We start from the raw sequence: 23,458 nt of genomic DNA on the forward strand, positions 1-23,458 counted from the left end.
AAATTATTCACTGCTATAAATAAATTCTGTTTGCTGTGTGGGATCAAAAGCTGTATCGATTTTATCTTGAAGCTGTGTGATTTTATTGTTAATTTTATCCATCAATGCATTCTTTTGCTCATGCATCATTAAAAATTGATGGGCGACATTGAGCGCTGTGATGATAGCAATTCTTTCTAAATTGATCGCTTTTCCAGAATCACGAACTTCTGACATTTTCTCATTTAAATACTCAGCTGCAAGCTGCAATGATTTAACTTCGCCTTCAACGCATTTGACTGGATAGAGCTTACCTAGAATTTCGATAGTTGTTGTGACGGTTTGTTCGGTCATGGCATTTTCCCAAGAGCTTTTAGCTTAGAAACCAATGCTTCGATTTGGACGAAAGCTTTTTTCTGCTTATCCACTAGCAATTCCTTTTCGCGTGTCAGAAGAAATTTACCTTGATTGAGTTGCACATTAGATTGCTTCAATTGATTGTGCTGATCTAGCAAGTTTTTAATGTGTTTCTCGAGACGTTGTAATAAGTCTTCCATGATTAGTGAACCTTGCTTAATTTTAAGACTTTAAATCGTGTACTTCCTGCATGTATCATATACTAAACGATAAATATATAGAAACTGCGCACTGCGAGCAAATTAAACATCATGTTAAGATTCATTATTTTATTATTTCTATTGAGTACATTATTAGCCTGTGGTCAATCTGGGAAACTTTATTTGGTTGATCAAAAAACGGAAACGCTCACCGTAGCTGACACTTATCCCAATCCAGATTAGCCGAAGGACCATCCAATGAATAGAGTGGTACGCTTCACCAAAATGCATGGCCTGGGTAATGATTTTATGATCATTCATGATCATGATCTTTTTCATCATCGTGAAACACCCTTCGATATCAAAGCGTTGGCCGATCGTCATACGGGCGTTGGCTTTGACCAAGCTTTGATTTTCATCAAACATGATGCCTTAGAATTTGAATGTCGTATTTTTAACAGTGACGGCAGTGAAGCTTTACAATGTGGTAATGGATTACGTTGTGTAGCGCGATTTATTCATGAAAATAAATTAACGGATACCAAGTCTTTTTCGATCAAAACCAAAGCGGGTCTTTTTCCCATTCTCATCGATAGCTATGACCAAATCCGCATTGAAATTGGTATTCCTGAAGTCAAAGTTCAATTAACCCAATATAAACTGACAACGGGCCAACCGTTTCCACTCAGTTTGATTTCAACGGGTAATCAACACGCGATTGTTAAGGTTGATACACTCAATCATAAAAATACACTGCGCTTTGCGCAATCCATTGCAAATCGACACGTTGAAGGAATTAACATTGGTTTTATGGAAGTGCAAAACGCGCATCACATTCGACTGCAGACGATCGAACGTGGCGTGGGTGAAACGCTGGCTTGTGGCAGTAATGCCTGCGCTGCCGTTGCTGCTGGTATTAGTAATGGCTGGTTAACAACACCCGTTCATGTCGAATTTCAAAAAGGCATGTTATGTATAGAGTGGCCTGATCAACAAGCACCAATGGCTTTAATTGGTCCGGCAAGCCAAGTTTATAATGGAGAAATTTCGGTTTAAAGGCCAAGGTGCAAGGTTAGCAAAAACCTTCTTAACCAACTTCAAGTTTATTTCAAATAATCGGTACTAAAGAAATGCGACGTCTAAGCGCACCTTTCTCGAGGATAACACCACCTTTATCAATTGAAACAACCCGGGATTGATCCATGGGAAGCACATCTCCCACCTGTACACTATACAAATTGCCCTGCAACCCTAGCACTGCACCCCATCGATACTGTAATTGAGAAACTGAAATGACTGTATACGGAAGTTCATTAGCTTGGAGCGTGGGTGGTGGCGGTGCAATATTGAGGGGTGGCGTAGTCGTTGCGGTGGTGGAATTTACCCCACCCGTTGGCGTAATGAGTGTTTGCGCATACGCTCCCGGTGTCACGACCGGCGGTGGTTTTAATAAATCAACAATACTCTTCTCAGCCGTAAGCGTGTCTAATTTAGCTGACATGATTGCTTTATTCGTTTCAGCAATATCACGCACGATACGTAGCATTTGTAATTCATTCAAAGCGGTTAAGTATTTAGATTCTGTTTCTTGCTGCATCTGCTGGATAGCTGCTTCTTGGGGCGTTAAAACAGAAGGTCTCGGCAGGGGTGCAGATTGAGGTGCACTATTTTGCAAAGTTGGCATGACGACAGCAGGTACTTTATTGACTGGGGTGCTTGGTGAGGAAGGTGTTGCAAGCAAGGCATAAATTTGCCACAGCAAAAACAGTAAAACCAATATAAAAACCACCACAGTAACTTTTTGCCGTGTGGACATCGAAGAAAGTAATTGTTTTCGATTTGCTGTCATGGTTAATTACCCAGTGCTTCCAGTGATATTAAGCCCGTGATTGATCCATCATTAATAGTTAAAGCTACACTTTTTAAGACAAAAGGTAAATCTTTGAACTGATCGCCAATTAAATCCAAAACGATGGGGGAAATTTCTTCCAAAGTTATTTCAAGTAACATTGTAGTATAAGCACCGCGATTCACAACTTCATTTATTTTAATGTGATTGCCTGGATAAACAGTTGCGAGATTATCAACAAAATGTCCCATCACTTGTTTAAGGGGATAAATGGTATGGGGAATCGAGCGATTCGTTAGTTTTTCATTCAGAATGACGTAAACACCCTCCGGTCGCAAATCAATGGTTGCATTATTGACTGCAGCCCACTTAAATAACGTTTCAATCTTTCCGCCTCGCGTCGTTACCGCTGCAGTAAATGCGCCCGGGGTGTAATCAATAGTGTTGGGTTTCCATCCTGGCAGCGTAAACATCAAATTTAAACTTTCCATCATATGCACCATTGCATCTTTCGGTGCAGGGGTGCGTAAGTCACTATTGAAGTTCAGATAAGGATTGGTGGTAGTCATTTGTTGGATGATTTCGGGTTGCCTTTCCAGAAGATAAGAGTAAGCAAACCAAAGCAATGCAAGTATACCCATCACCCCAAAAAATTTACGATACGGAAAAACGCCGATGCCTTGCGCTTTGAGAACTTGGTCTACCAATTGGAGCTGGTACATTTTTAACAAGGGTAACTTAGAAAAAATAGGCTCATCTAAGCGTGTAAAGGATTTAACCGAACTTGTTTCGAAACTAAATTTACCTTCTTCTGGCGTATCAGTGATCGGTACATCACCAAAGATGTAAATTTCAAAATCATTTTTTTGGGTTAAAAAAATGATTAATTCTTCAGAAATACTTTCGAGAGGAAAACTACCGTCTAAATAAACACTGCTATTTTTTACAATAACTAATAAGGCTTCAGTCGTCCCTGGTATCGCCTCGCAATAAATCATATCAGCAGGACGTTTAAAATAATGCCATATCGTTTCGCCGAGTAAATAGCCACGGTCGGGAGAAAAAGCAACTTCGTATTGATTCGTAGCTTTACGTTGGAGGGTAATGTATTCGCCGTAATTTTGGCTTAATAAAAGAATATCTTTTTTAAGCTGTGTTTTGTTACGCGCAGCTAAAACATCACGATAAGACGGTATAACAAAATGTTCGCCATCTTCCCGTGTGATGTAGGGCATTATGCAGCGCTTCCACCACTAAGTACGATAGGGGTGATCAATACGATGGTTTCCGTATTAACTTGCTGGGCAGCTTTTCCACCTAATGCTTGTGAGGTAATAAATTGGTTCGCACCAGCCCGGTTGGTTAATTGCCTAAAGCCCGCCAAAATGAGTGTGTCACCGGATCGAATAACACTCTTTTGATTAAAATGTTTTTCGGTAATATTAGGTAACTGTATTTGCGAATTACCCGTGCCTGAAGTTGTAAAGCCATCATTGGTAGAAAGATCTGCATTAACTTGCAGATAAATTTTGTCATGAAGAATTTTGGGTAAAATATAAAGCGTTAAGCCGGTAATCACGGTACCCGGTGTAACTTGAGATGTTACCGTGCCTACATTGGTTGTACCGCCCGTACTACTACCCGTACCCGCAAGCGAAGTATTTTGGATACTCGCAACATAACCATTTTGTTGAACAATACGCACAACTGACACTTGGTTATTCAAACATACAACCCGGGGCTCTGTGACAATGGATGCTTTGCCTTGCTGATTCAAGGCATTAAGCAAGATGGTATAGGAAGGGACTTGACCCACTTTTGAGGGATCAACTTGGGTACCAAATTGGGGTACAGAAATAGGGATGGTTGAATTTGCGATTTGTCGTTGATCTGATAGCGCTCGGATGGCAACGGGTGTCCCATAATTTGCATTAACCACAAAAGGCGAATTATGAAATGCACTCACAATTAACTGCCAATCAATACCAAAGTCCCAATCATTTTCTAATCGAACATCTAAGACTTGAACTTTAACTAAGACTTGTTTTGAAAGATTATGATTAAAGTTGCTAATAAATCGACTAACGAGTTCTAAGTTGGTCGGCCGGTCTCGAACCGTCACAGAACTCGTCGATTCTGAAACCATTACCCGCCCTTCAGGGGATAAAAGTTCTCGTATGGTGACGTCCAAATCTTTCCAAACAGAAAGGGTCCCCTTTAAATTACTATATTCAGAATCAGATGAATCTGAGCTGACATAGTTTGAAACTTGAGCGCCCGCAGCGCCAGGCTGAGAAGTATTGGCACCCGCTGCACTTCCGGTATTTCCTAACAAGTAATCCGACGAGCCCGGCATGAAAGCGATGTCAAACGTACGGGTTACGAATTGTTGCCAATAAATTTTATTCTTTTGGATGGTATAAACATAGCCGGTTTTTACAGCTAATAAATCTAACGCACCTTTAACCGTCCCTGAATAATTCATCGTGACGCCTAAGGCTGGATCTAGACCATTTTGATATTTAGTTAAAATGCTGGTTCCTGCACCCAAGGCAATAGTACGGCTATAGTAAGAAAAAGGTAATTGATCACCCCGAATAATGATCGGCGCTTTCATCCACGCAGGATCATGCGACAAGCTGATTGGCGTGGTATCAACATAGAGTCCTTTGTTAACCAATAACGAGGGGCTCTCCTTCCCTGAAGCGTCTGAAATTTTACGCGCGGCTTGCGTTTTAAGTTTTACATTCGCAATATTGCCTTCCGTTTGATTATAAAGTGGAGAGTTGCAGGCCGTTAATGCAATCGACATGCTTAAAAGCAAGAGAAACCATTTTTTCAACATTACTTCGTTCCTAATTTTGCTCTTGGGACAACGGTTACAGTGCGATTTGACATGTACATGATTGCTTGTAACGGGAAAGGTTCCAAAAGTTTTTCAACAACGTTAGGTAAGCTAGCACCCGTAACGCGTCCATCAAAATTATAATCAAAAGGTGCTTTCCAAATAACTCGCCAATGATAGCGACCCATGATTCGCTCTAAATTTTCCTTTAACGAACCACTAATACTGACTGCATAAACAGCTGCAGGTTGCCCTAATTTTGCATATTGATTGGGAAATTTGGTACTACTATAAGCTACAGGGATAAAAGCCGTTTTAGGCTGTACACCCGTTTGAAAAAAGGGTTCGCGTGGAATTGCCGAATCGGGTTTTGCAACTTGCCAACCTGCTAACGCCACTAACGGAAAGGAACAAATGACAGTTACGACAACGCTTACAAATCTCTGCATGGTATGGCATCTACCTTCATTTCCATGATCCTAATGCCCCAAGATATCTGTAAAATTAGGTGTTAGCAAGCATGAGCTTTTAGAGTATAAAAGATTTTTATCAAAATCCTAAGGAATTGTTAATTGCCATAGACTTGAAAATTCGAACCTGACGGTTCATTATTTATTGCACAACGTGTCACAGCCATCAATGAAGAATATCTACCCCACGCATCAGTTCTTCCTGGCCAGTTCAACGGGCCTGGCTCTGTAACCACATGTAAACACACCCGCCAGTAAGCTGTTGCACTCGCATCATTAACCGCATTTGTTGTACAAACAGGCGTAACTGTTGAACCTTCACATTTAGGCGGCGTTTTGTTCGTAGGCGATAATGCACCACGATTTGACGTTGCATAAGCGGTGAAACTACTAATGGGAAAGACATCTAAAACATCATTCTCATAAACACCGCTTATTTGAATGGGAACCACAATAATCCTAGGGGTCATCTGCGTCCCATTATTATCAACCGGGCAACTGGGTACGGGTACGCAAGCGCCAGGATGGTAGACGCCGGCAAAGTTAATAGCTGTCGCATTATTTAAATTTTGTCCTGGAATATTCACCGAAGCGACAACCTTACAATTACCCGTGGTACACGTTCCCACAGCGGGAGGCGTTGCAGTCGATGCGGTGACATAGCCAAAAGGAAGTAATCCTGCAATGGCTTTTGCAGCAGCTGCAGCTGAGGCTGACGTTGAATTTGCAACAGGAATGGTCGTATACACATATAACAAACGGGGATTAGAGGCGTTGGTCGTAGGATAACTATAAATTTGGTAGATCTGTCCCCAAGGATTGTTAAGTGTTGTAGAAGGTAAATATTTACCTTTTAAGTCTGTATCAATCGTAGCTGGCCATTTTCCATTGTCCACATAGTAAGAAAGTCCCGCATTCAAAATTTGTTGCATTTGCGCACTGGCTCTTGCAATTCGTGTCGATTCTGCTTGTTGCTGTACGTAGCTAATGCTTGCAAAAATAATAATGCTGATGATCACCATCACCAGCAATAATTCAATCAAAGTAAAACCAGTTTGGTGTTTTTTCATACCCGCCTCATTTTAACTGCCACATGTATAATACTGTGTTCCACTCTGATAACCACTCAGCAAGTTCAGTATGGGATCAGTGGTATACATTTGTCTAAATTGTTTAACCGTGGGTGTCGTCGCCCAATAATTATTATTGGCTCGGGAGCTTGGATAAGAAGGCAATTTTGTGAAAACAATATAATCACCACTTGTGGAACCCGCTGCGACTTCCGTGCAAGGAAGTACATATCCCCAACCGCTCACAAAGTTAGAGGTACAGTCCGCTCCCAAGATATTCTTATATTGAGGAATAAGCTGACTGTTATTTAACTTTACCGCGACTTGAGCTTGCCAAATTGTAATTGAACCAAGGGATTTAGCATCACCATTAGGCTGTGTTCTTACGGGTAAATTTCCCAACGTATCGTTAATCTGATTAAATTGCAGAATATAACCTTGCCCCGTGCTTTCACTGTCAATCAAGGGGTTCACTTGCATTCGATTATTGGATAAAGTGAGATATCCTTCATTCATTAAAGATTCAAGGGTAACAGGCACATAGACCAACGGATTTTTAACATTGAAGTTAGCTGTAGCGCAATTAGCTCTAAAATATTTTTCTAAGGTTTGAAAAAGCAAATCTACATTAGCTTGCAATTGGAAAACATCTGCATCTCGTCGATAAGATAGATATTGCTGAAGACTTAGCACAATAATGGATGCCCCAATCACCATAACTAATAGAATTTCGAGAAGTGTGATCCCTAACTGGGGCTTGTAAGAATAACGTTGCACTTAGGTACCCATTGCCATGCCAGTTAAGTAAATGCCTTGAACAATCATAATAATCAATCCGCCCCCGATCACTAAAAAAGTGCCGCCTAAAATTCTTGAAATTAATTTTAGTGTTGTGGTTGCTTGTTCAGTCCCTCTGACCCCCATCCGTACCAGACCATGCTCAAAGCCTTTTACCTCCGCCATAACTCGCAAGCGCATGAGATCTGCATCACTGATTAATCCCGTGGCTAAGACTTCGGCGATATTAGTTTTACCCATACTTAACAAATGTTCCATCATAACAAGATGGGAATGAGTGTAAGGGTTGGCTTGGTACTGCATAACTTTAATAGCGGATTTAAAAACAACACCATTAGCTACCAATAAACCCAATGTCTCTAATAATCGTGCAGAGACTAACTTTCGATAAAAAGAAAAAGGAGGGAAGCGATCTAAAAAAGGCCGAAACTCGCCCACATAATTGGTCATGAGTCGACGAAACAGTAAAATGACAACAACAATAACAATCAGCGTCACCCACCACCAATTCTCAATGAAGGTCGCAAGCTGGATTAAGTGTTGACCTGAACTGGGCCATTGATCATACGGTTTAATTAATCGAAATTGTGTGAACACTTGTTTATCTAAATAAACAATAACGCCGCACGCAATACAAATGACAATAATGGGATAGGTGAGTGCGCCGACAAATGAGCTTAAGGCAACACCTCGCTGTGAAAGCATATTGATAGCCGATCGCATTGTTTGCGCCAATGCACCACCTGCTTCACCCACCCGAATAATTTCAACGACGTTCATGGAAAACCACTCACGCATCCCTTCCGCTAAGGGTTGGCCTTCAGCAATTTTTTGTGAGATTGAAATTGAAACTTCGCGGGTTAAGCCAGTTGTTACTTGTCCCATCATTTCAACAGCGCGGTTTGCAGGAATTCCATCATTAATTAGCAAATAGAGATCTTCTAAAAAAGCTAATTGATATTTAGTACCAAATTGAAAACGACGAATGCCTAGGGTGATTCGCTCGGATATATTGCGTAATTCGTCAAATGATAGTTCCATTCCTGCTCCTATTGATAACGATAGGTTTTAGCTTGGGTCGCAGGATTAATAGGACCAACGACTTTTTCAGCATCAAAAGGGTCACAAAGTCCTTGTTGAATTAAATCAATTGCACGATCCCGAAAGTCCATCCAGCCATTTGCCTTTAAATATTTTTCCCAGTTTAGCGTATCGCACTTCTGAATAAATTGGCGACCTTCTTCATCAACCCAAATGACTTCGGCAACGACTAAGCGTCCGCCAACACCAGAGCGATTGCAAGCAGCGCAACCATTACCGCGAGCTTTGGCGCGGTCAAGAATTTCAGCACCCAATACCGCTTCCCAATTAGCAAGATAAGGTTGATGTTTAGGAGAAGATCGTAAGGGTATTGCGCAACCCTGGCAAACTTTAGCAACCAAGCGTTGACACATCAAGCAACGTAAAACACTACTATCGCTTAATAGAACGGGTGAAATACCCATATCAACTAAACGCGTCACAATTGCTGTTGCTCGATTCGTGTGGACGGTCGTCAAAACTAAATGGCCGGTAATTGACGCGCGAACCATGACATGTGCCGTATCTTCATCGCGCATTTCTCCCAAAATAATGACGTCAGGATCCATACGTAAGGCAGCCCGTCCCATGCTTGCAAAGCTGCGATCTTCTTTTTCTGTATTGACAGGAACTTGAGTCGCAGGCTCAACAACTTTTTCGACGGGATCTTCAATGGAGTAAAGCTTTTGACTTGGATCGACCATTTCCATGCAAGTTGCAAGGGTCGTTGTTTTACCAGACCCTGTAGGACCTGCAACGATAATAGCGCCGAAAGGTAACTTCATTGCCATTTTGATGATGTTAATTTGATCTTGGGTATAACCTAATTCTTCTAAAGACTTGCCACGCTCTTCCCCCGTCGCAAGAATACGCATGACCATATCAAAACCGCCATGGGCAGGAACACTGGCTAAACGAAGTCGGATATCTTGACCATTAATTTTTAATGGCATAGAAGCATCTTGCGGCACCAGGGGATTGAAATGGGAAGTGGCATGATCGGTTTCTTTGTTGAAAGCAACGGAAGCAATTTCTCGCCCTAATTTCTCAGACCATTCCGCATATATACGTAACTCACCATGTTGGCGCATTCGAATTTTGGTGTAAGTTTGTCGAACTTGAATATGAATATCACTCACATGTTGAATAACTGCTTCATAGACTAGATCGCGCAAATGACGTTGTTGATCACTAAAAGAGACTGTGGTCTCACCTTTCAACCTGCGCACACTATCTTCTTCTTCACCACTTGCAAGTAGCAAACTCAGCAAGGCACGGGTCGCTGCATAGACTTGCCCCGGATGGATGCCTTTAGTCAACATTAAGGATTTACAATTTTGAACCGTGCGTGAAGTCGGGTCTGCGGAAAGAATGATGGCACTTTTTAAAACGACAATATTAGCTTGTTCTTTACACCAAGCCAGCATTTCATCCATCACTTTATCTTTAGTATCTAAATCCGATGGACTACTAATGACTTTCGTTTTAGTCGCAGCAGCGTACTGTTCCAGAATGGGTTGTTCCTTTTGGCCCCCGCCTGGTGTAACAGTCACCTCAGCCATAGATTTTAACTCCCCAGCACACGCTATTGAAAAGACAGATACTCTTTATTATAGAGCTTTTTGCAAGGTTTGGCCGGATTTAGTATGGATTAAGCTATTGATTTTGAAACTTAAGATTATTTTATGATCATTTCTGAAGGGTAAGATGAACAAACCTTGCCAGGCGTTGCCTCAAGGTTTGTTCATCTTTTTTTCACTCAATTTACACATTTATTACACATCTAAATTTGTAACATCGAGGGCATTCAATTCAATGAACTGGCGTCGTGGCTCTACTTCATCACCCATGAGGGTAGTAAAAATTTTGTCAGCAGCAACGGCATCTTCGACTCTTACCTGTAATAACAAACGCTTAGTCGGGTCCATGGTCGTTTCCCAAAGCTGATTGGGATTCATTTCTCCTAAACCTTTATAACGTTGGATGCCTTGACCTTTTTTAGCCTCTGCTAAGAGAAAGGCGACTGCATCTTTGAGGCTTTTTACCGCTGTCCGCTTACCATCCCTTTCCACATAGGCATCCGGCTTAATAAGCTGCTGGAAGCGACCACCGTATTCAACGAGTTTTCTGTAATCTTGTGAGGAAAATAAATCTTTATGGGTCAAATAATGGTGAATAACACCGTGGGTTGTAACATTAAGAAAGGGAAGCCACCAGTTACGCTCTTCATCGAGATTTAATCCGAACTCGTAATAGGCGGTTAATCCATATTCTTTATTCAATTGCAGAGTAAGGCGTTGAATTAAACTTTCCATTTCTTCTTTATTTGAAAGCTGGGCTTCGCCTAAAAAGGGTTGGTACATTAAGGCTTCGACAAATTCTTTGGGATAACGTTTGGATAAACGTTGAACAATGTACATTGCGTTGCGGAAATCTTGCACGATATCACCCAGGCTCTGCTCTGTAATTTGGGAGCCGTCGCCAGGGAAAAGTGAAGCTTCTTGGAGTGAAAGCTCTAGCAGTAAGTTTTCTAATGATTTTTCATCCTTCACGTAGCGTTCCTTTTTGTTTTTGGTGATTTTGTATAAAGGAGGCTGGGCAATATAAATATAACCGCGCTCAATAAGCTCTGGCATTTGTCGATAGAAAAAGGTGAGGAGCAAAGTACGAATGTGAGAACCATCCACGTCAGCATCAGTCATGATGATAATGTAGTGATAACGCGCTTTGTCAGGGGTATATTCCTCACGTCCAATACCGCATCCTAACGCTGTAATTAATGTCCCTACTTCAGCAGAAGATAACATCTTATCAAAACGAGCTTTTTCAACATTGAGAATCTTACCTTTTAAAGGAAGAACTGCTTGACGCTTACGATCACGTGCTTGTTTTGCCGAGCCACCTGCCGAATCTCCCTCAACAATAAAGAGTTCGGATTGACTGGGATCTTCTTCTTGGCAATCCGCCAATTTACCGGGAAGGCCCGCTACGTCTAAAGCACTTTTACGCCGTGTTAATTCACGAGCTTTTCTTGCGGCTTCACGAGCACGAGCTGCATCGATAACTTTCGAGACAATGCATTTGGCATCCTGAGGCGATTCCAACAAAAAATTTTGAAATTTTTCAGACATTAACGATTCAACGACGGCTTTAATTTCTGAAGAAACAAGCTTGTCTTTGGTTTGAGAAGAAAACTTCGGATTGGGCATTTTAACGGATAAAACAGCCGTTAATCCTTCGCGAAGATCTTCGCCCGAAGTGCTGACTTTTTCTTTCTTAGAATAACCTTCTTTTTCGATATAATTGTTTAAAACACGAGTCAAAGCACTGCGAAAACCAGCTACATGAGAACCACCATCCCGTTGAGGAATGTTATTGGTGTAGCAAAACAACTTTTCTTGATAAGTGTCGTTCCATTGCAGTGCGACCTCCACCCAAATTGAATCTTTTTCAGCATTAAAATAAAATATCTTGGGATGAATCGCGCTTTTGTTCGCATTTAAGTCTTCTACAAACCCTTTTAAACCGCCGTGATAGGCAAATTGTTCTGTTTTTCCACTTCGCTCATCGGTTAAGTGAATCTTAATCGTACTGTTTAAAAAAGCTAGTTCACGCAAGCGCTTAGCTAAAATATCGTAACTAAATTGAATGTTTTTAAAGGTTTCAGCGCTGGGTTTAAATCGTACTTGCGTGCCCCGTTCTTTCGTTTCACCCACAAGGTTTAAAGGCGCAGCAGGATTTCCGGAATGATAATATTGTTCGTACACTTTATTATGGATGCGAATGACTAAATGCAGCTCTTCAGAGAGTGCATTAACGACTGAAACGCCCACACCGTGTAATCCGCCTGAAATTTTGTAAGAATCGTTGTCAAATTTACCCCCAGAATGCAAAACGGTCATAATGACTTCCGCGGCGGAGCGTCCTTCTTCTGGATGAAGATCAACGGGAATGCCGCGACCATTATCTTTAACCGTGACCGATTCATCACTATGGATGGTCACCCAGATGGTATCGCAAAAACCTGCCAAGGCTTCATCAATTGAATTATCAACCAGTTCAAACACCATATGGTGCAAACCTGTCCCGTCTTCAGTGTCTCCAATATACATTCCGGGACGCTTACGGACAGCATCTAAGCCTTTAAGCACTTTAATTTTAGAAGAATCGTAATTTTCGGCAGTATTCATTGGCACTTTTCTACTCCATTCTTTTCTCAGCTACCTGACCGTGTTCCACGTGAAACAATTTCATCGGGACGCAACGTGGGGTGTTAATTGCATCACAAATTGTTTCACTCTCTATGGCAGTTATAAAAATTTGTGTTTGCTGTGTTGCTAGCAAGGACATCAGCTCTTGGCGATTTTGGGTATCTAACTCTGAAGGTAAGTCATCAATGAGGTAGATCATACCCTTATTTGTGTGCTGCGCTAATAGCTTTCCTTGGGCGATTATCATAGCACAAATTAGCAATTTTTGCTGACCTCTTGATAAAAAATGCTTCACTGACAAGCCGTTCATCGTGATTTCTAGGTCCGCCCGATGCGGGCCGTATTGCGTATAACCAACGCCAAAATCCATCGCCGTGGAGTGCGTTAAAACCTGATGCAAAGTCTTATTTTGATCCCATCCCTGCTTGTAATGAAGCTGAATATCATCGGTTTGAAGCAAAGCACGCACTGTGTGGACTAAAGCTTGACCCAAGGATTGGGTGTACTGCTCTCTTTGTTGATTAAGCAATAATCCATGCTTAACCATCTCTTCTGTCCAAACGTCAAGTTCGCCACGGGTGCGTCCCGCACGTAATACTGCGTTTCTCTGCTTTAAAGCGCGTTCATAATGTCGCCAGCAAGGAAAAAACGATTCCTCCGCATAAAACAGCCCCCAATCCAGGTATTTTCGACGAAAAGTAGGCCCTGATTCAAAGAGCTGGTGGGATTGCGCATTAATCATGCGTAACGGTAATAAAGTGGCAAGCAAGACTTGTGAAGATACATCTTCCTCAGCCACACGAATTCGCGCAGCACCTGTGGTTTCACGCTCAACGCCAATAGGAATTTGACGTGTATCTGTTTGTTCGAAGTGAGCAAAAATAGAAAATTTAGGTGAAGCGTATTTGATAAGGCGGGTTGCGGTGGCAGTTTTGAATGATTTCCCTGTACTTAAATAATGAATGGCTTCAAGTAAGCTCGTTTTACCACTGCCATTATTGCCAAAGAGAATATTAAGCCCATGATGCGCAGGAGCAAGCTCAGCGTGAGCTAGGTTTCGAAAATCGTTCAGACGTAACAATGAAATGGTCATAGGGTTCGAATTATAAGGTGATGCCTATTATGCCACCACCTGCTGGCTCACGCTGCATGATACCAACCTGGCTCAACGGTAAAGTCCCATTAATGCTTAGTGTGTTTTATAAGCGCATTGGCATAACGACATATAAACTATCATCTCCCTCGGTGGGCTCAATCAAGACCCCGTTGCTAGCATCTGTGAAAACCCAACGAATACCTTGCGTGGTAATAGTGGACATGACATCCAGTAGATAAGCCACATTAAAACCAATTTCCATTTGATTGCCCGTATAATCTAATGGCACCGCTTCTTCTGCTTGCTCTTGATCGGAGTTATTCGCTGTAATCCGCAATTTGCTAGGCTCAAGTTGAAAGCGAACCCCACGGAATTTTTCATTGGATAAAATAGAGGCACGCGTCAGCGCTTGTTTAATCATTTCACGATCGCTGGTTGCGACCAGCGTTCCGCGTGGAATAAGGCGAGTATAGTCAGGATATTGAGCATTTATTAGTTTAGTGGTAAAAACAAACTCAGGGGTTGCCACTTGAAAACGACTTTCGCCAATTGAAATGGTTGCCTGCGACTCGTTGTCGCCACTCAATAGCCGCGATAATTCTAATACACTTTTACGCGGCAAGATAAGGCGCGCTTTAGCGTCTCCAATACCTGCATCCGTAATGCTGGTTAACGCAAGGCGATGCCCATCTGCAGCAACACATTTAATGGTTTTCTCATTGATATCCAAATAAGCACCATTCAAATAATGGCGCACATCTTGCTGGCCCATCGCAAATGATGTTTTGGTTAAAATGTTTTTAAGTAACGATTGCTTTAAAGGAAAGACGACAGGGTAGGCTTCATCTTCTAAACTAGGAAAATCTTGAGGCGGCAAGGTGTTTAGCATAAAACAACTTTCACCCGCGCGAACAACCAGATAATTTTTTTCAAGTGTTAATCGTAACGCCATGCCTTCTGGCAACGTACGGCAAATATCAAATAATTTACGCGCAGAAACTGTCGTCGTTCCTTCTTGCGTCATTGATTCAAGATGCACAAACCCGATTAACTCTATTTCTAAATCAGTCCCTGTTAAGCGCAGCTGACCCTCTTTAATACTAAGCAGGACATTAGATAGGATGGGTAAAGTTTGTTTTTTTTCAACAACACCGCTAATCGCTTGCAAGGGTTTTAAAAAGGCTTCACGCTGAACCAAAATATCCATGACGCAATCTCTATTTTAAGTAGTTAAAATTCGTAATAAATTCGTATAATCTTCTTCGATATCAGAGTCAGTCTTACGTAACCCCGCAATCATCCGACACGCATGCAATACGGTCGTATGATCACGACCTCCAAAAGCATCGCCGATTTCTGGCAAACTATGATTGGTTAATTCTTTAGCAAGCGTCATGGCGATTTGTCTGGGTCGCGCAACGGAACGATTACGGCGCTTTGAAAGCAAATCAGCGACTTTAATTTTATAATATTCTGCAACAGTACGCTGAATATTTTCAACGGTTACTAACTTATCCTGTAGGGCGAGTAAATCACGCAGTGCTTCTTTAACAAAATCTAGAGTGATCGCTTTGCCCGTGAAGTGGGCATTAGCAATAATACGTTTTAACGCGCCCTCTAACTCTCGCACATTAGAACGAATGCGTTTGGCGACAAAAAATGCGACTTCGTAAGGTAGATCAATATTAGTTTGTTCAGCCTTACTCATTAAAATGGCAACACGTGTTTCGAGCTCAGGCGGCTCAACTGCGACCGTTAATCCCCAACCAAAACGAGACTTTAAGCGCTCTTCCACCCCATTTATTTCTTTTGGATAGCGATCGCAAGTTAAAATAACTTGTTGTTGACTCTCTAAAAGCGAGTTAAAGGTATGAAAAAACTCTTCTTGTGATCGATCTTTCCCTGCAAAAAACTGGATGTCATCAATTAATAATGCATCCACTGAACGATAATACCGCTTAAATTCATTCATTGAATTGGTTTGCAAAGCTTTAACCATATCCGCTACAAATCGCTCCGAATGAAGATAAAGAATTTTGGCACGCGGATTGTTACTGATAATTTGATTACCAATGGCGTGCATTAAATGCGTTTTGCCCAGTCCAACGCCTCCATATAAATAGAGCGGGTTATATGCAACAGCTGGATTTTCAGCAACTTGCAAAGAAGCAGCTTTGGCTAATTGATTCGATTTACCTTCAACAAAGTTAGTAAACGTAAAGTTAGGATTAAGATTACTCTGATAAACAGCATTATCTTGATAGGAAAACGAAGCTTTCGTGCTCGGAGCCTGAGGGTCGCGCTTATAAGGCGATTCAAATTTGGTTAATGCCACTGCCCCCTTTGTTCCAATTTCAAGAGAAACTGTCGGCACTTGATGATCACTGAATTGAGTAACCAGCTCGTTAATTCGGTTTAAAAAACGTTCAGCAATCCAATCCAAAACAAATCGGTTGGGCGCAAGCAGCACTAATTTCCCTTCAGCAACTTCGGCTTGTAGCGGTCTGATCCAAGTATTGAATTGCTGAGAAGGAAATTCATTCTCAAGCGAATGCAAACATTTATCCCAAAGCGATGCGCTCACTTGAAACTTCTCCATCATTCATTAAATAAGGACCAGCATAACTACACTATCCCTACAGGCAAAACAAGGCTGCATTCTTTGAGGAACAATGCAATAACAGAATGTTGTGCAAACTAAGTTCTATTCAGAAAATTGATAGTTACGGCCGCTTGAATTTAGCTGCGAAGCCTAAATACAAAGAAACCAGTGCAATGCCGACGTGCAAAAAGTTATCAGCCGTATTGACATGCATTAGATATAAATCGTGGCGGAAAAATCCAAGGATCGCCACTAACCCATAAAAAATACCGAAAATTTTAAAGTAAAGTCTCGTGTAGTACACAGAAGTTGCAGCCATGATTGCAACCACACCGCTGGCTAAATGAACAATATTATGAATCGAGTTCCCATAAATAAGCCAAATAACAATCCGCCGGGTGTAAACGCAGGCAGGAAGCCAGCAACCCCTGCAAAAATTAAAGCGATACCAAATAAAACTGCAATCATCCTTAACATACCAAAAACTCCTTTTTAGTTGCCTCATGATTATAATGAAAATTGCATTGAACACCAGGAACTCTTTTGTTAACCTTGCGCAAGCGCAAAATTCGACTTATTTTAACCAACGCTTCTAATCCTCGAGAAACATCATGCCAAATCCAACAAAACCCCTTGTTTTAGTGGATGGATCCTCTTATTTATACCGTGCCTTTCATGCACTGCCTGCTTTAACGAATTCCAAAGGATTTCCTACAGGTGCTGTATATGGCATGGTCAATATGCTTAAACGATTAATTTTAGATTATCAGCCTGACTATATGGCGGTCGTTTTTGATGCGAAGGGAAAAACTTTCCGAGATGATCTCTATAAAGAATACAAAGCAACCCGACAAGAAATGCCAAGCGACTTATCGCGGCAAATTCCGCCGATCCACGAAATTATCAAAGCATTAGGTCTCCCGATTATTATGATCGAGGGTGTCGAAGCCGATGATGTAATCGGAACCCTCGCAGAACGCGCTAAAGCCACAGGATTTTCCACGATCATTTCAACGGGTGATAAAGATTTAGCACAATTAGTTGACGAGCATGTCACGTTAATTAACACCATGAGTAATACGCTTTACGATCCTGTCACCGTAAAAGAAAAATTTGGCGTTCCCCCAGAACTCATGATTGATTATCTAACGCTGGTGGGAGATACGTCAGATAACATTCCAGGGGTACCATTAGTCGGCCCAAAAACGGCCGCGAAATGGCTTATCCAATATGGCTCATTAGATAACATTGTCGCGAATGCTGAAAAATTCACTGGCAAAACAGGTGAAAATCTTCGCAATTCTATTCCTAATTTCGAATTCGTTAAATCATTAGTCCGAATCAAACTTGATGTTGAAGTCCCTTTAGAATTCAAACAACTTGCCATTCAAGCTGCGGACAAAACCAGTCTTATTTCTCATTACAAAGAAATGGAATTTAAAACATGGCTGAATGACTTACTATCTGAAACCAAAGAAGATAATCAAAAAAATTATGCCGACTACCAGTTAATTTTAACCGCCGAAGCTCTTGATCATTTTATTGAAGTCTTACAATGCACTGCATTTTTTGCCTTTGATGTTGAAACCAATCAATTTAACAATTTGCATGCAGATTTAGTTGGTTTCGCTTTCGCAACTGCACCAGGTCAAGGCGTTTATATTCCGGTTGGCCATTGTTACTTAGGTGCGCCAACTCAATTATCAAAAGCGGTTGTACTCGCTCAATTAAAACCAATCTTTGAGAATCAAAAGATCGCGAAAATTGGTTATAACTTAAAATATGCCGTAGAAATTTTGACGAATCATGATATTGATATACGGGGTGCAACGCACGACACCATGGTTGCAGCCTACGTTCTAGACAGCACCAGCAGCACGTACGATATCGATAACTTGGCTTTAAAATACTTAGGATGGCGGACCACTTCTTTTATTGATGTTGCCGGGAGTGGCGTTAAGCAAATTGCTTTTGATCAAGTTGAACTTTCGGCTGCCAAAACTTACGCAGCAGAAGATGCTGATTTAACTTTACGTTTACATAGCATGCTCATGCCGCGTATCGAGCAAGAGCTCGGTTTGAAACGAATTTACGAAACTATCGAAATGCCGCTTGTTCCTGTGCTTGCGCAAATTGAAGAGACAGGTGTTTTAATTGATGCAGAAAAATTAGCTGAACAAGGTCGTGAGTTACGTACCACGCTTGATTCTCTGGAAACAAAAGCTTATGCCTTAGCGGGCAAACCTTTTAACATGAACTCCCCCAAGCAATTACAAGAAATTTTATTTCAAATTTTGAAATTACCCGTGCTTCAAAAAACTCCGACCCGTCAGCCTTCAACTGCCGATGGTGTACTGCAAGAATTGGCGCAAAATTATGAAATGCCCCGGCTCATTATTACCTATCGTAGCTTAAGTAAGCTTATTTCCACTTACATCAACAGTTTGCCGCAACAAATTGACGCGAAAACCGGCCGTGTTCATACTTCTTATCATCAAACTGGCACGACAACCGGTCGCCTTTCTTCCTCTAATCCTAATTTGCAAAACATTCCCATACGTACCGTTGAAGGACGAAGAATTCGGAAAGCGTTTATCGCAGCTCCTGGATATAAAATATTAAGTGCCGACTATTCTCAAATTGAATTACGTTTGATGGCACATATTTCAGAAGATCCTAATTTACTCTACGCCTTCAATCATGACTTAGACATTCATACAGCGACAGCAGCTGAAGTCTGGGATATGAAATTAGAAGAAGTAACACCAGAAATTAGACGAAGCGCTAAAGCAATTAATTTTGGTTTGATTTATGGGATGTCGGCATTTGGTTTAACCCGACAACTGAACATTGATCGTCAATCAGCACAAGATTATATTGATCGTTATTTTACGCGCTATCCAAATGTAAAAGCATACATGGATAACACGCGCCTGCAAGCCAAAAAACAAGGTTACGTTGAAACACTTTGGGGAAGACGTTTGTACATCCCAGATATTAATGCAAGTCAAATGATGCGCCAAAAAGCTGCTGAACGTGCAGCCATTAATGCACCTTTACAAGGGAGTGCGGCTGACATTATTAAGCTTGCAATGATTCATGTAAATCAAACCTTATCGCAAGATAATCTCGATGCAAAAATTATTATGCAAGTTCATGATGAATTAGTCTTCGAGGTAGCAGAACAAGATGTCGATCGTTTAAAAATCATGGTTCAAGAAAAAATGGCTGGGGTCATCAGTTTAAAAGTTCCCTTGGTCGTCGCTACTGGTATTGGCAACAATTGGGATGAGGCTTCTGCTCATTAGAGCCCGCAAGATTGCGACCATGTGACACTCAGCACTTGGCTTTGCTATGATTGACTCAATCAGCAAGGAAGCTAACTCATGACAACTAATATCTGGCCTTCTCACCCTTCGACTTATGGGCAATTAATCAGACGCAGTTTTTATCTTTATCGCATTAGTTTCCGTCAAGTATTATTTATTACAATTTTACTGGGCGTAACAGCTTTTTTACCTCGTTTTATGGGTAATTTTACTGGCGAAGATCTTATTGTTTCCTCTTCATGGTGGGATCCGCGCAGAATATGGCTGATAGCTGTGGATCTTGTGGCTATTGTCTTATTCGTCGCCATGCTATGGCGCATCAATGGCATGATACGCGAGAAGCATGAACCGCTTAGCGAAGATTTCACTCAGGGTGCAAAGAAGGCTGTTAGTGTATTTGTTGCAGCTTTCATCCAAGCACTCATTCTTTTTGCCTTAGTTATTGTTCTTTTTAGCTTTATTACCGTGCTCTATCGGTATCAATTGCTTTTTTCGCAAGATTTTTGGGGAATATTATTTACACTGGTTATTATTGGCGGCCAAGCTCTCTTAATTTTCTATGTCGCAACGCTGTTCCTCTTTGTAATGCCTATTATTGCAGTGGAAAATAAAGGAGTATTACACGCCATAGAGAAAAGTATAAGTTTGGTTTGGAATCATTGGTGGCTTACAATTTCTGTGCAAATGACGCCCTGGCTTTGTTATGCCCTCGTTATGATTGCTATCAAATATTTGCTCCATATTGATGTCCATATTTATTTTATTTACGATGATTCGCGTCATTTAGGTTCGAGTTTCTTGCAACTTGCGATGTTTATTATTTTCATTCCATGGGTTGCATCCTTATTATTAGTACAATTAAAAGACTTAGAATTGCGAAAATCCATACGACAAGCTGAGCATGCAAAAAAAATATCCCTATAAAATATTGCTGGCTTTTGATTTTGGCATGAAGCGTATTGGCGTTGCCATCGGCCAAACCATCACGCAAACCGCAACTCCTCTTACTACGCTCACCGCTAAAGAGGGTGTACCACCGTGGACGGAGATCGCTAAAATCATTAAAAAATGGCGGCCTGATGCATTAATCGTAGGCATTCCTTTAAATATGGATGGCACGCCGCAATCGATTACCCTTTCTGCAAGAACGTTTGCCGAAAATTTAATGCAGACGTTTGATTTACCCGTGCTGGAAATGGATGAGCGACTAACAACGAAAGATGCACGCGAACAATTATTTACCCAGGGCGGCTACCGAGCATTGCAAGATGGACAAGTAGATCGAGTCGCTGCACAATTGATCCTCGAAAATTGGTTTGCCGAAAATTTAAATCTGAACGAATAATCGTTAAAGCTTAGGTACCACACTATGTCTATACGCTCACTTTATCTATCTGGATTCGCCCTGGTCGCGCTACTTTTAGCCTTTAGCATTTATTTGCAAGTGGTTGATGGCATCATGCCATGTCCCTTATGCACCCTACAGCGCTTCACCTTTGGCTTGCTAGGCCTCACTTTTTTTCTGGGAATTGTTATTGCAAAAAGTAAATGGGGTCGTCATTTTACTAACGCATTACTCGTGTTTTGGTCGAGTCTAGGGCTCTTTTTAGCCGGCCGACAAATTTGGTTACAGCAATATGGTAATGCTGAAAGCAATGAATGCGGCGTTAGTTTGCAATATATGCTACAAGTTTTACCTTTCGATCAAGTCATGCAACGAGTCTTTGCAGGCAGTGCCGAATGCACCCAGCGAGGTTGGGAATTCTTACATTTAAATATGGCTGAATGGGCGAGCATCTGCTTTGGTTTCTTTTTATGCATGAGCCTTTATCTCCTGTTTAAGGCGAAAAAAAGCTGACGCTTAGAAAAGTATATTTCATCCCGCTTCATCGCAGCTCTAAAAGATGAGCCGGTGAAAATTGCAAAGCGATGAATACATTAATCGTTAGTTATTTCGAGTTAGGACAAAACAGGTTATAACTTCCACAGAACATACGATCCAAGCTTGGATCACCGTTCTGAAACACATAATTTCCATCTGACTAATTTTTCGCTTTCATCACAGCACCGGAAAATGGTTATACTGTTACACATTATTCTTTCATAGATATTTATAATGCTTATCAAACAAATTGGGTTTTGTGCAGCACTCTTTTTAGGAGCGGGAACCATAGCGCTCAGTGATCCAAATCCCTTTGGCCAAACTATTCAAATTCAAACGCGTTTACATGCATTTGTGGGACGGCCCACTTGGCTGATTGAAATTCGTGATCTTGATCACAATGAAACCATTCCATATCTTTATGATTTTGACGGGGGACGAAATCTGTGGTTACTTTTTACGCGTGGTCGGAATTATCTCATCACCGCCTCTACACTCAGTTTTAGCCCTTATTCAGTACGTCCCTATCGTACTAAGAAAATTTATAATTTTTGTGGCCTAGAAAGCCAGGGTAGAATTTGGCGAGGCCAATCGTTAACTGTACATCTTGAAGGTGAGTTATCACCTAACCGGAATCGGTATCGTTGTAACGTAACTTCCTACAAAGATACTAACTTTACTATCTCTACACCTGATTATGACTAAATAAATGGAAAGGAAAGATATGGTCCTCAACAATATTCTCGAAGCAATTGGCAAAACCCCAGTTGTGCAATTCAATCGCATTGGCTCTGACTTAGCTTGCAAGTTATTTGGAAAATGTGAATTTCTCAACCCTGGTGGCTCTGTCAAAGATCGCATTGCGGTGAAAATGGTCGAAGAAGCAGAGAAGTCTGGCCAAATCAAACCCGGTGATACGCTCATTGAAGCAAGTTCTGGCAATGCTGGAATTGGCTTCGCTCTGGTTGGCGCAGTCAAAGGCTATCAAGTCATTATTACAATGCCTGCGAAAATGAGCCGCGAAAAAGAAGTCATCTTAGAATCATTGGGCGCCAAAATTTATCGCACCCCAACTGAAGCAAAATGGGATGACCCAGACAGCCATCTTTCTTTAGCAAAACGTTTGCAACAAGAAATTCCCAATGCGCATTGGCTTAACCAATACAGTAACCTCAATAACCCTGCTGCACATTATGAATTGACTGCGCAAGAAATTTTAGATGACATGGGGGATAATTTAGCGATGGTCGTGATGGGTGTGGGAACGGGCGGAACTATTTCAGGCGTTGGCAAACGTTTAAAGGAAGCAAATCCCGCGATCCACATCGTAGGTGTTGATCCCTACGGCTCTATTCTTGGTGGTGGTCATGATCTTCAGCCTTATTTGGTTGAAGGCATAGGCTATGATTTTTTCCCAGAAGTTTTGAATGACCAAGTCATCGATGAATACATTAAAGTCCATGATGAAGACTCATTTTCGATGGCGAGACGCATGATGCGGGAAGAAGGTTTGCTCGTTGGTGGCTCGGCCGGTACAGCCGTTTGGGCTGCGTTGCTCGCCGCTCGTCGTCTCAAAGAAGGTCAACGTTGTTTAGTTATTTTACCAGATGGCATTCGTAATTATTTATCTAAATTTGTTGATAATAATTGGTTAAAAAGTCAGGGATTTCACTTTCAAGACAAGGATTGA

The 23,458-nt window shown here is 41.5% G+C and carries 22 protein-coding genes; 7 read left to right on the forward strand and 15 right to left on the reverse strand.

Translation table 11 applies throughout. From position 1 onward, the window contains the following. Positions 1–3: 3 nt before the first annotated feature. Complete coding sequence (locus H0W64_06200; protein ID MBA3661298.1) at positions 4–333, reverse strand: cell division protein ZapA; 330 nt, start codon at positions 331–333, stop codon at positions 4–6. Then, the gene (locus H0W64_06205; GenBank protein MBA3661299.1) at positions 330–536 is read right to left on the reverse strand and encodes a hypothetical protein; all 207 of its coding nucleotides are present in this window, start codon (positions 534–536) and stop codon (positions 330–332) included. Before H0W64_06205 ends, H0W64_06200 begins: the two co-directional genes overlap by 4 nt. Before the next feature lie 258 nt (positions 537–794). On the opposite strand from H0W64_06205, the gene dapF reads away from it, so the two are divergent. Then, the gene (gene dapF / locus H0W64_06210) at positions 795–1,592 is read left to right on the forward strand and encodes a diaminopimelate epimerase (GenBank protein MBA3661300.1); all 798 of its coding nucleotides are present in this window, start codon (positions 795–797) and stop codon (positions 1,590–1,592) included. A 52-nt stretch (positions 1,593–1,644) separates the two neighbouring features. On the opposite strand, the gene H0W64_06215 is transcribed toward dapF, so the two are convergent. The 13 genes from H0W64_06215 to H0W64_06275 all read right to left on the reverse strand — a co-directional run bounded on the left by H0W64_06215 (position 1,645) and on the right by H0W64_06275 (position 17,089). After that, positions 1,645–2,385, reverse strand: a complete 741-nt coding sequence (locus H0W64_06215; protein ID MBA3661301.1) for a hypothetical protein — start codon at positions 2,383–2,385, stop codon at positions 1,645–1,647. A 2-nt stretch (positions 2,386–2,387) separates the two neighbouring features. Further along, positions 2,388–3,620, reverse strand: coding sequence for a hypothetical protein (locus tag H0W64_06220; protein MBA3661302.1), 1,233 nt, complete (start codon positions 3,618–3,620; stop codon positions 2,388–2,390). After that, the gene (locus H0W64_06225) at positions 3,620–5,230 is read right to left on the reverse strand and encodes a hypothetical protein (GenBank protein MBA3661303.1); all 1,611 of its coding nucleotides are present in this window, start codon (positions 5,228–5,230) and stop codon (positions 3,620–3,622) included. The genes H0W64_06220 and H0W64_06225 overlap by 1 nt, the downstream gene beginning before the upstream one ends. Next, on the reverse strand, positions 5,230–5,679 hold the full coding sequence (locus tag H0W64_06230) for a hypothetical protein (GenBank protein MBA3661304.1): 450 nt from the start codon (positions 5,677–5,679) through the stop codon (positions 5,230–5,232). Before H0W64_06230 ends, H0W64_06225 begins: the two co-directional genes overlap by 1 nt. Positions 5,680–5,798: 119 nt before the next feature. Next, on the reverse strand, positions 5,799–6,770 hold the full coding sequence (locus H0W64_06235; GenBank protein ID MBA3661305.1) for a prepilin-type N-terminal cleavage/methylation domain-containing protein: 972 nt from the start codon (positions 6,768–6,770) through the stop codon (positions 5,799–5,801). Positions 6,771–6,782: 12 nt separating this feature from the next. Further along, a complete protein-coding gene (locus tag H0W64_06240) occupies positions 6,783–7,547 on the reverse strand; it encodes a type II secretion system protein (GenBank protein ID MBA3661306.1) in 765 nt (254 codons plus the stop codon). Further along, complete coding sequence (locus H0W64_06245; protein ID MBA3661307.1) at positions 7,548–8,609, reverse strand: type II secretion system F family protein; 1,062 nt, start codon at positions 8,607–8,609, stop codon at positions 7,548–7,550. Between the two features lie 8 nt (positions 8,610–8,617). Beyond that, positions 8,618–10,210 (reverse strand): Flp pilus assembly complex ATPase component TadA, encoded by a 1,593-nt coding sequence (gene tadA, locus H0W64_06250; protein ID MBA3661308.1) that lies wholly within the window; start codon positions 10,208–10,210, stop codon positions 8,618–8,620. Positions 10,211–10,423: 213 nt separating this feature from the next. Next, entirely contained in the window at positions 10,424–12,838 is a 2,415-nt protein-coding gene (gene gyrB / locus H0W64_06255; protein ID MBA3661309.1) for a DNA topoisomerase (ATP-hydrolyzing) subunit B, read from the reverse strand. A 10-nt stretch (positions 12,839–12,848) separates the two neighbouring features. Then, complete coding sequence (recF, locus tag H0W64_06260) at positions 12,849–13,952, reverse strand: DNA replication/repair protein RecF (protein ID MBA3661310.1); 1,104 nt, start codon at positions 13,950–13,952, stop codon at positions 12,849–12,851. Positions 13,953–14,058: 106 nt separating this feature from the next. Continuing rightward, entirely contained in the window at positions 14,059–15,162 is a 1,104-nt protein-coding gene (locus tag H0W64_06265; protein MBA3661311.1) for a DNA polymerase III subunit beta, read from the reverse strand. A gap of 15 nt (positions 15,163–15,177) precedes the next feature. Beyond that, positions 15,178–16,539 carry a chromosomal replication initiator protein DnaA gene (gene dnaA, locus H0W64_06270; GenBank protein MBA3661312.1) on the reverse strand — a complete coding sequence of 454 codons (1,362 nt, stop codon included), beginning with the start codon at positions 16,537–16,539 and terminating at the stop codon, positions 15,178–15,180. A gap of 139 nt (positions 16,540–16,678) precedes the next feature. Beyond that, positions 16,679–17,089, reverse strand: coding sequence for a DUF4383 domain-containing protein (locus tag H0W64_06275; GenBank protein ID MBA3661313.1), 411 nt, complete (start codon positions 17,087–17,089; stop codon positions 16,679–16,681). Between the two features lie 79 nt (positions 17,090–17,168). Between H0W64_06275 and polA the strand changes: the two genes are divergently transcribed. The 6 genes from polA to H0W64_06305 all read left to right on the forward strand — a co-directional run bounded on the left by polA (position 17,169) and on the right by H0W64_06305 (position 23,458). Next, on the forward strand, positions 17,169–19,865 hold the full coding sequence (gene polA, locus H0W64_06280) for a DNA polymerase I (protein MBA3661314.1): 2,697 nt from the start codon (positions 17,169–17,171) through the stop codon (positions 19,863–19,865). 78 nt (positions 19,866–19,943) lie between these two features. Further along, positions 19,944–20,810 carry a hypothetical protein gene (locus H0W64_06285; GenBank protein MBA3661315.1) on the forward strand — a complete coding sequence of 289 codons (867 nt, stop codon included), beginning with the start codon at positions 19,944–19,946 and terminating at the stop codon, positions 20,808–20,810. After that, the gene (gene ruvX, locus H0W64_06290) at positions 20,788–21,231 is read left to right on the forward strand and encodes a Holliday junction resolvase RuvX (GenBank protein ID MBA3661316.1); all 444 of its coding nucleotides are present in this window, start codon (positions 20,788–20,790) and stop codon (positions 21,229–21,231) included. The genes H0W64_06285 and ruvX overlap by 23 nt, the downstream gene beginning before the upstream one ends. Positions 21,232–21,255: 24 nt before the next feature. Next, positions 21,256–21,744 carry a disulfide bond formation protein B gene (locus H0W64_06295; protein ID MBA3661317.1) on the forward strand — a complete coding sequence of 163 codons (489 nt, stop codon included), beginning with the start codon at positions 21,256–21,258 and terminating at the stop codon, positions 21,742–21,744. A 258-nt stretch (positions 21,745–22,002) separates the two neighbouring features. Further along, a complete protein-coding gene (locus H0W64_06300; GenBank protein ID MBA3661318.1) occupies positions 22,003–22,473 on the forward strand; it encodes a hypothetical protein in 471 nt (156 codons plus the stop codon). Positions 22,474–22,492: 19 nt separating this feature from the next. Continuing rightward, the gene (locus H0W64_06305) at positions 22,493–23,458 is read left to right on the forward strand and encodes a pyridoxal-phosphate dependent enzyme (GenBank protein ID MBA3661319.1); all 966 of its coding nucleotides are present in this window, start codon (positions 22,493–22,495) and stop codon (positions 23,456–23,458) included.

It is taken from the genome of Gammaproteobacteria bacterium (assembly GCA_013816845.1).
Lineage (GTDB): Bacteria > Pseudomonadota > Gammaproteobacteria > DSM-16500 > DSM-16500 > Aquicella.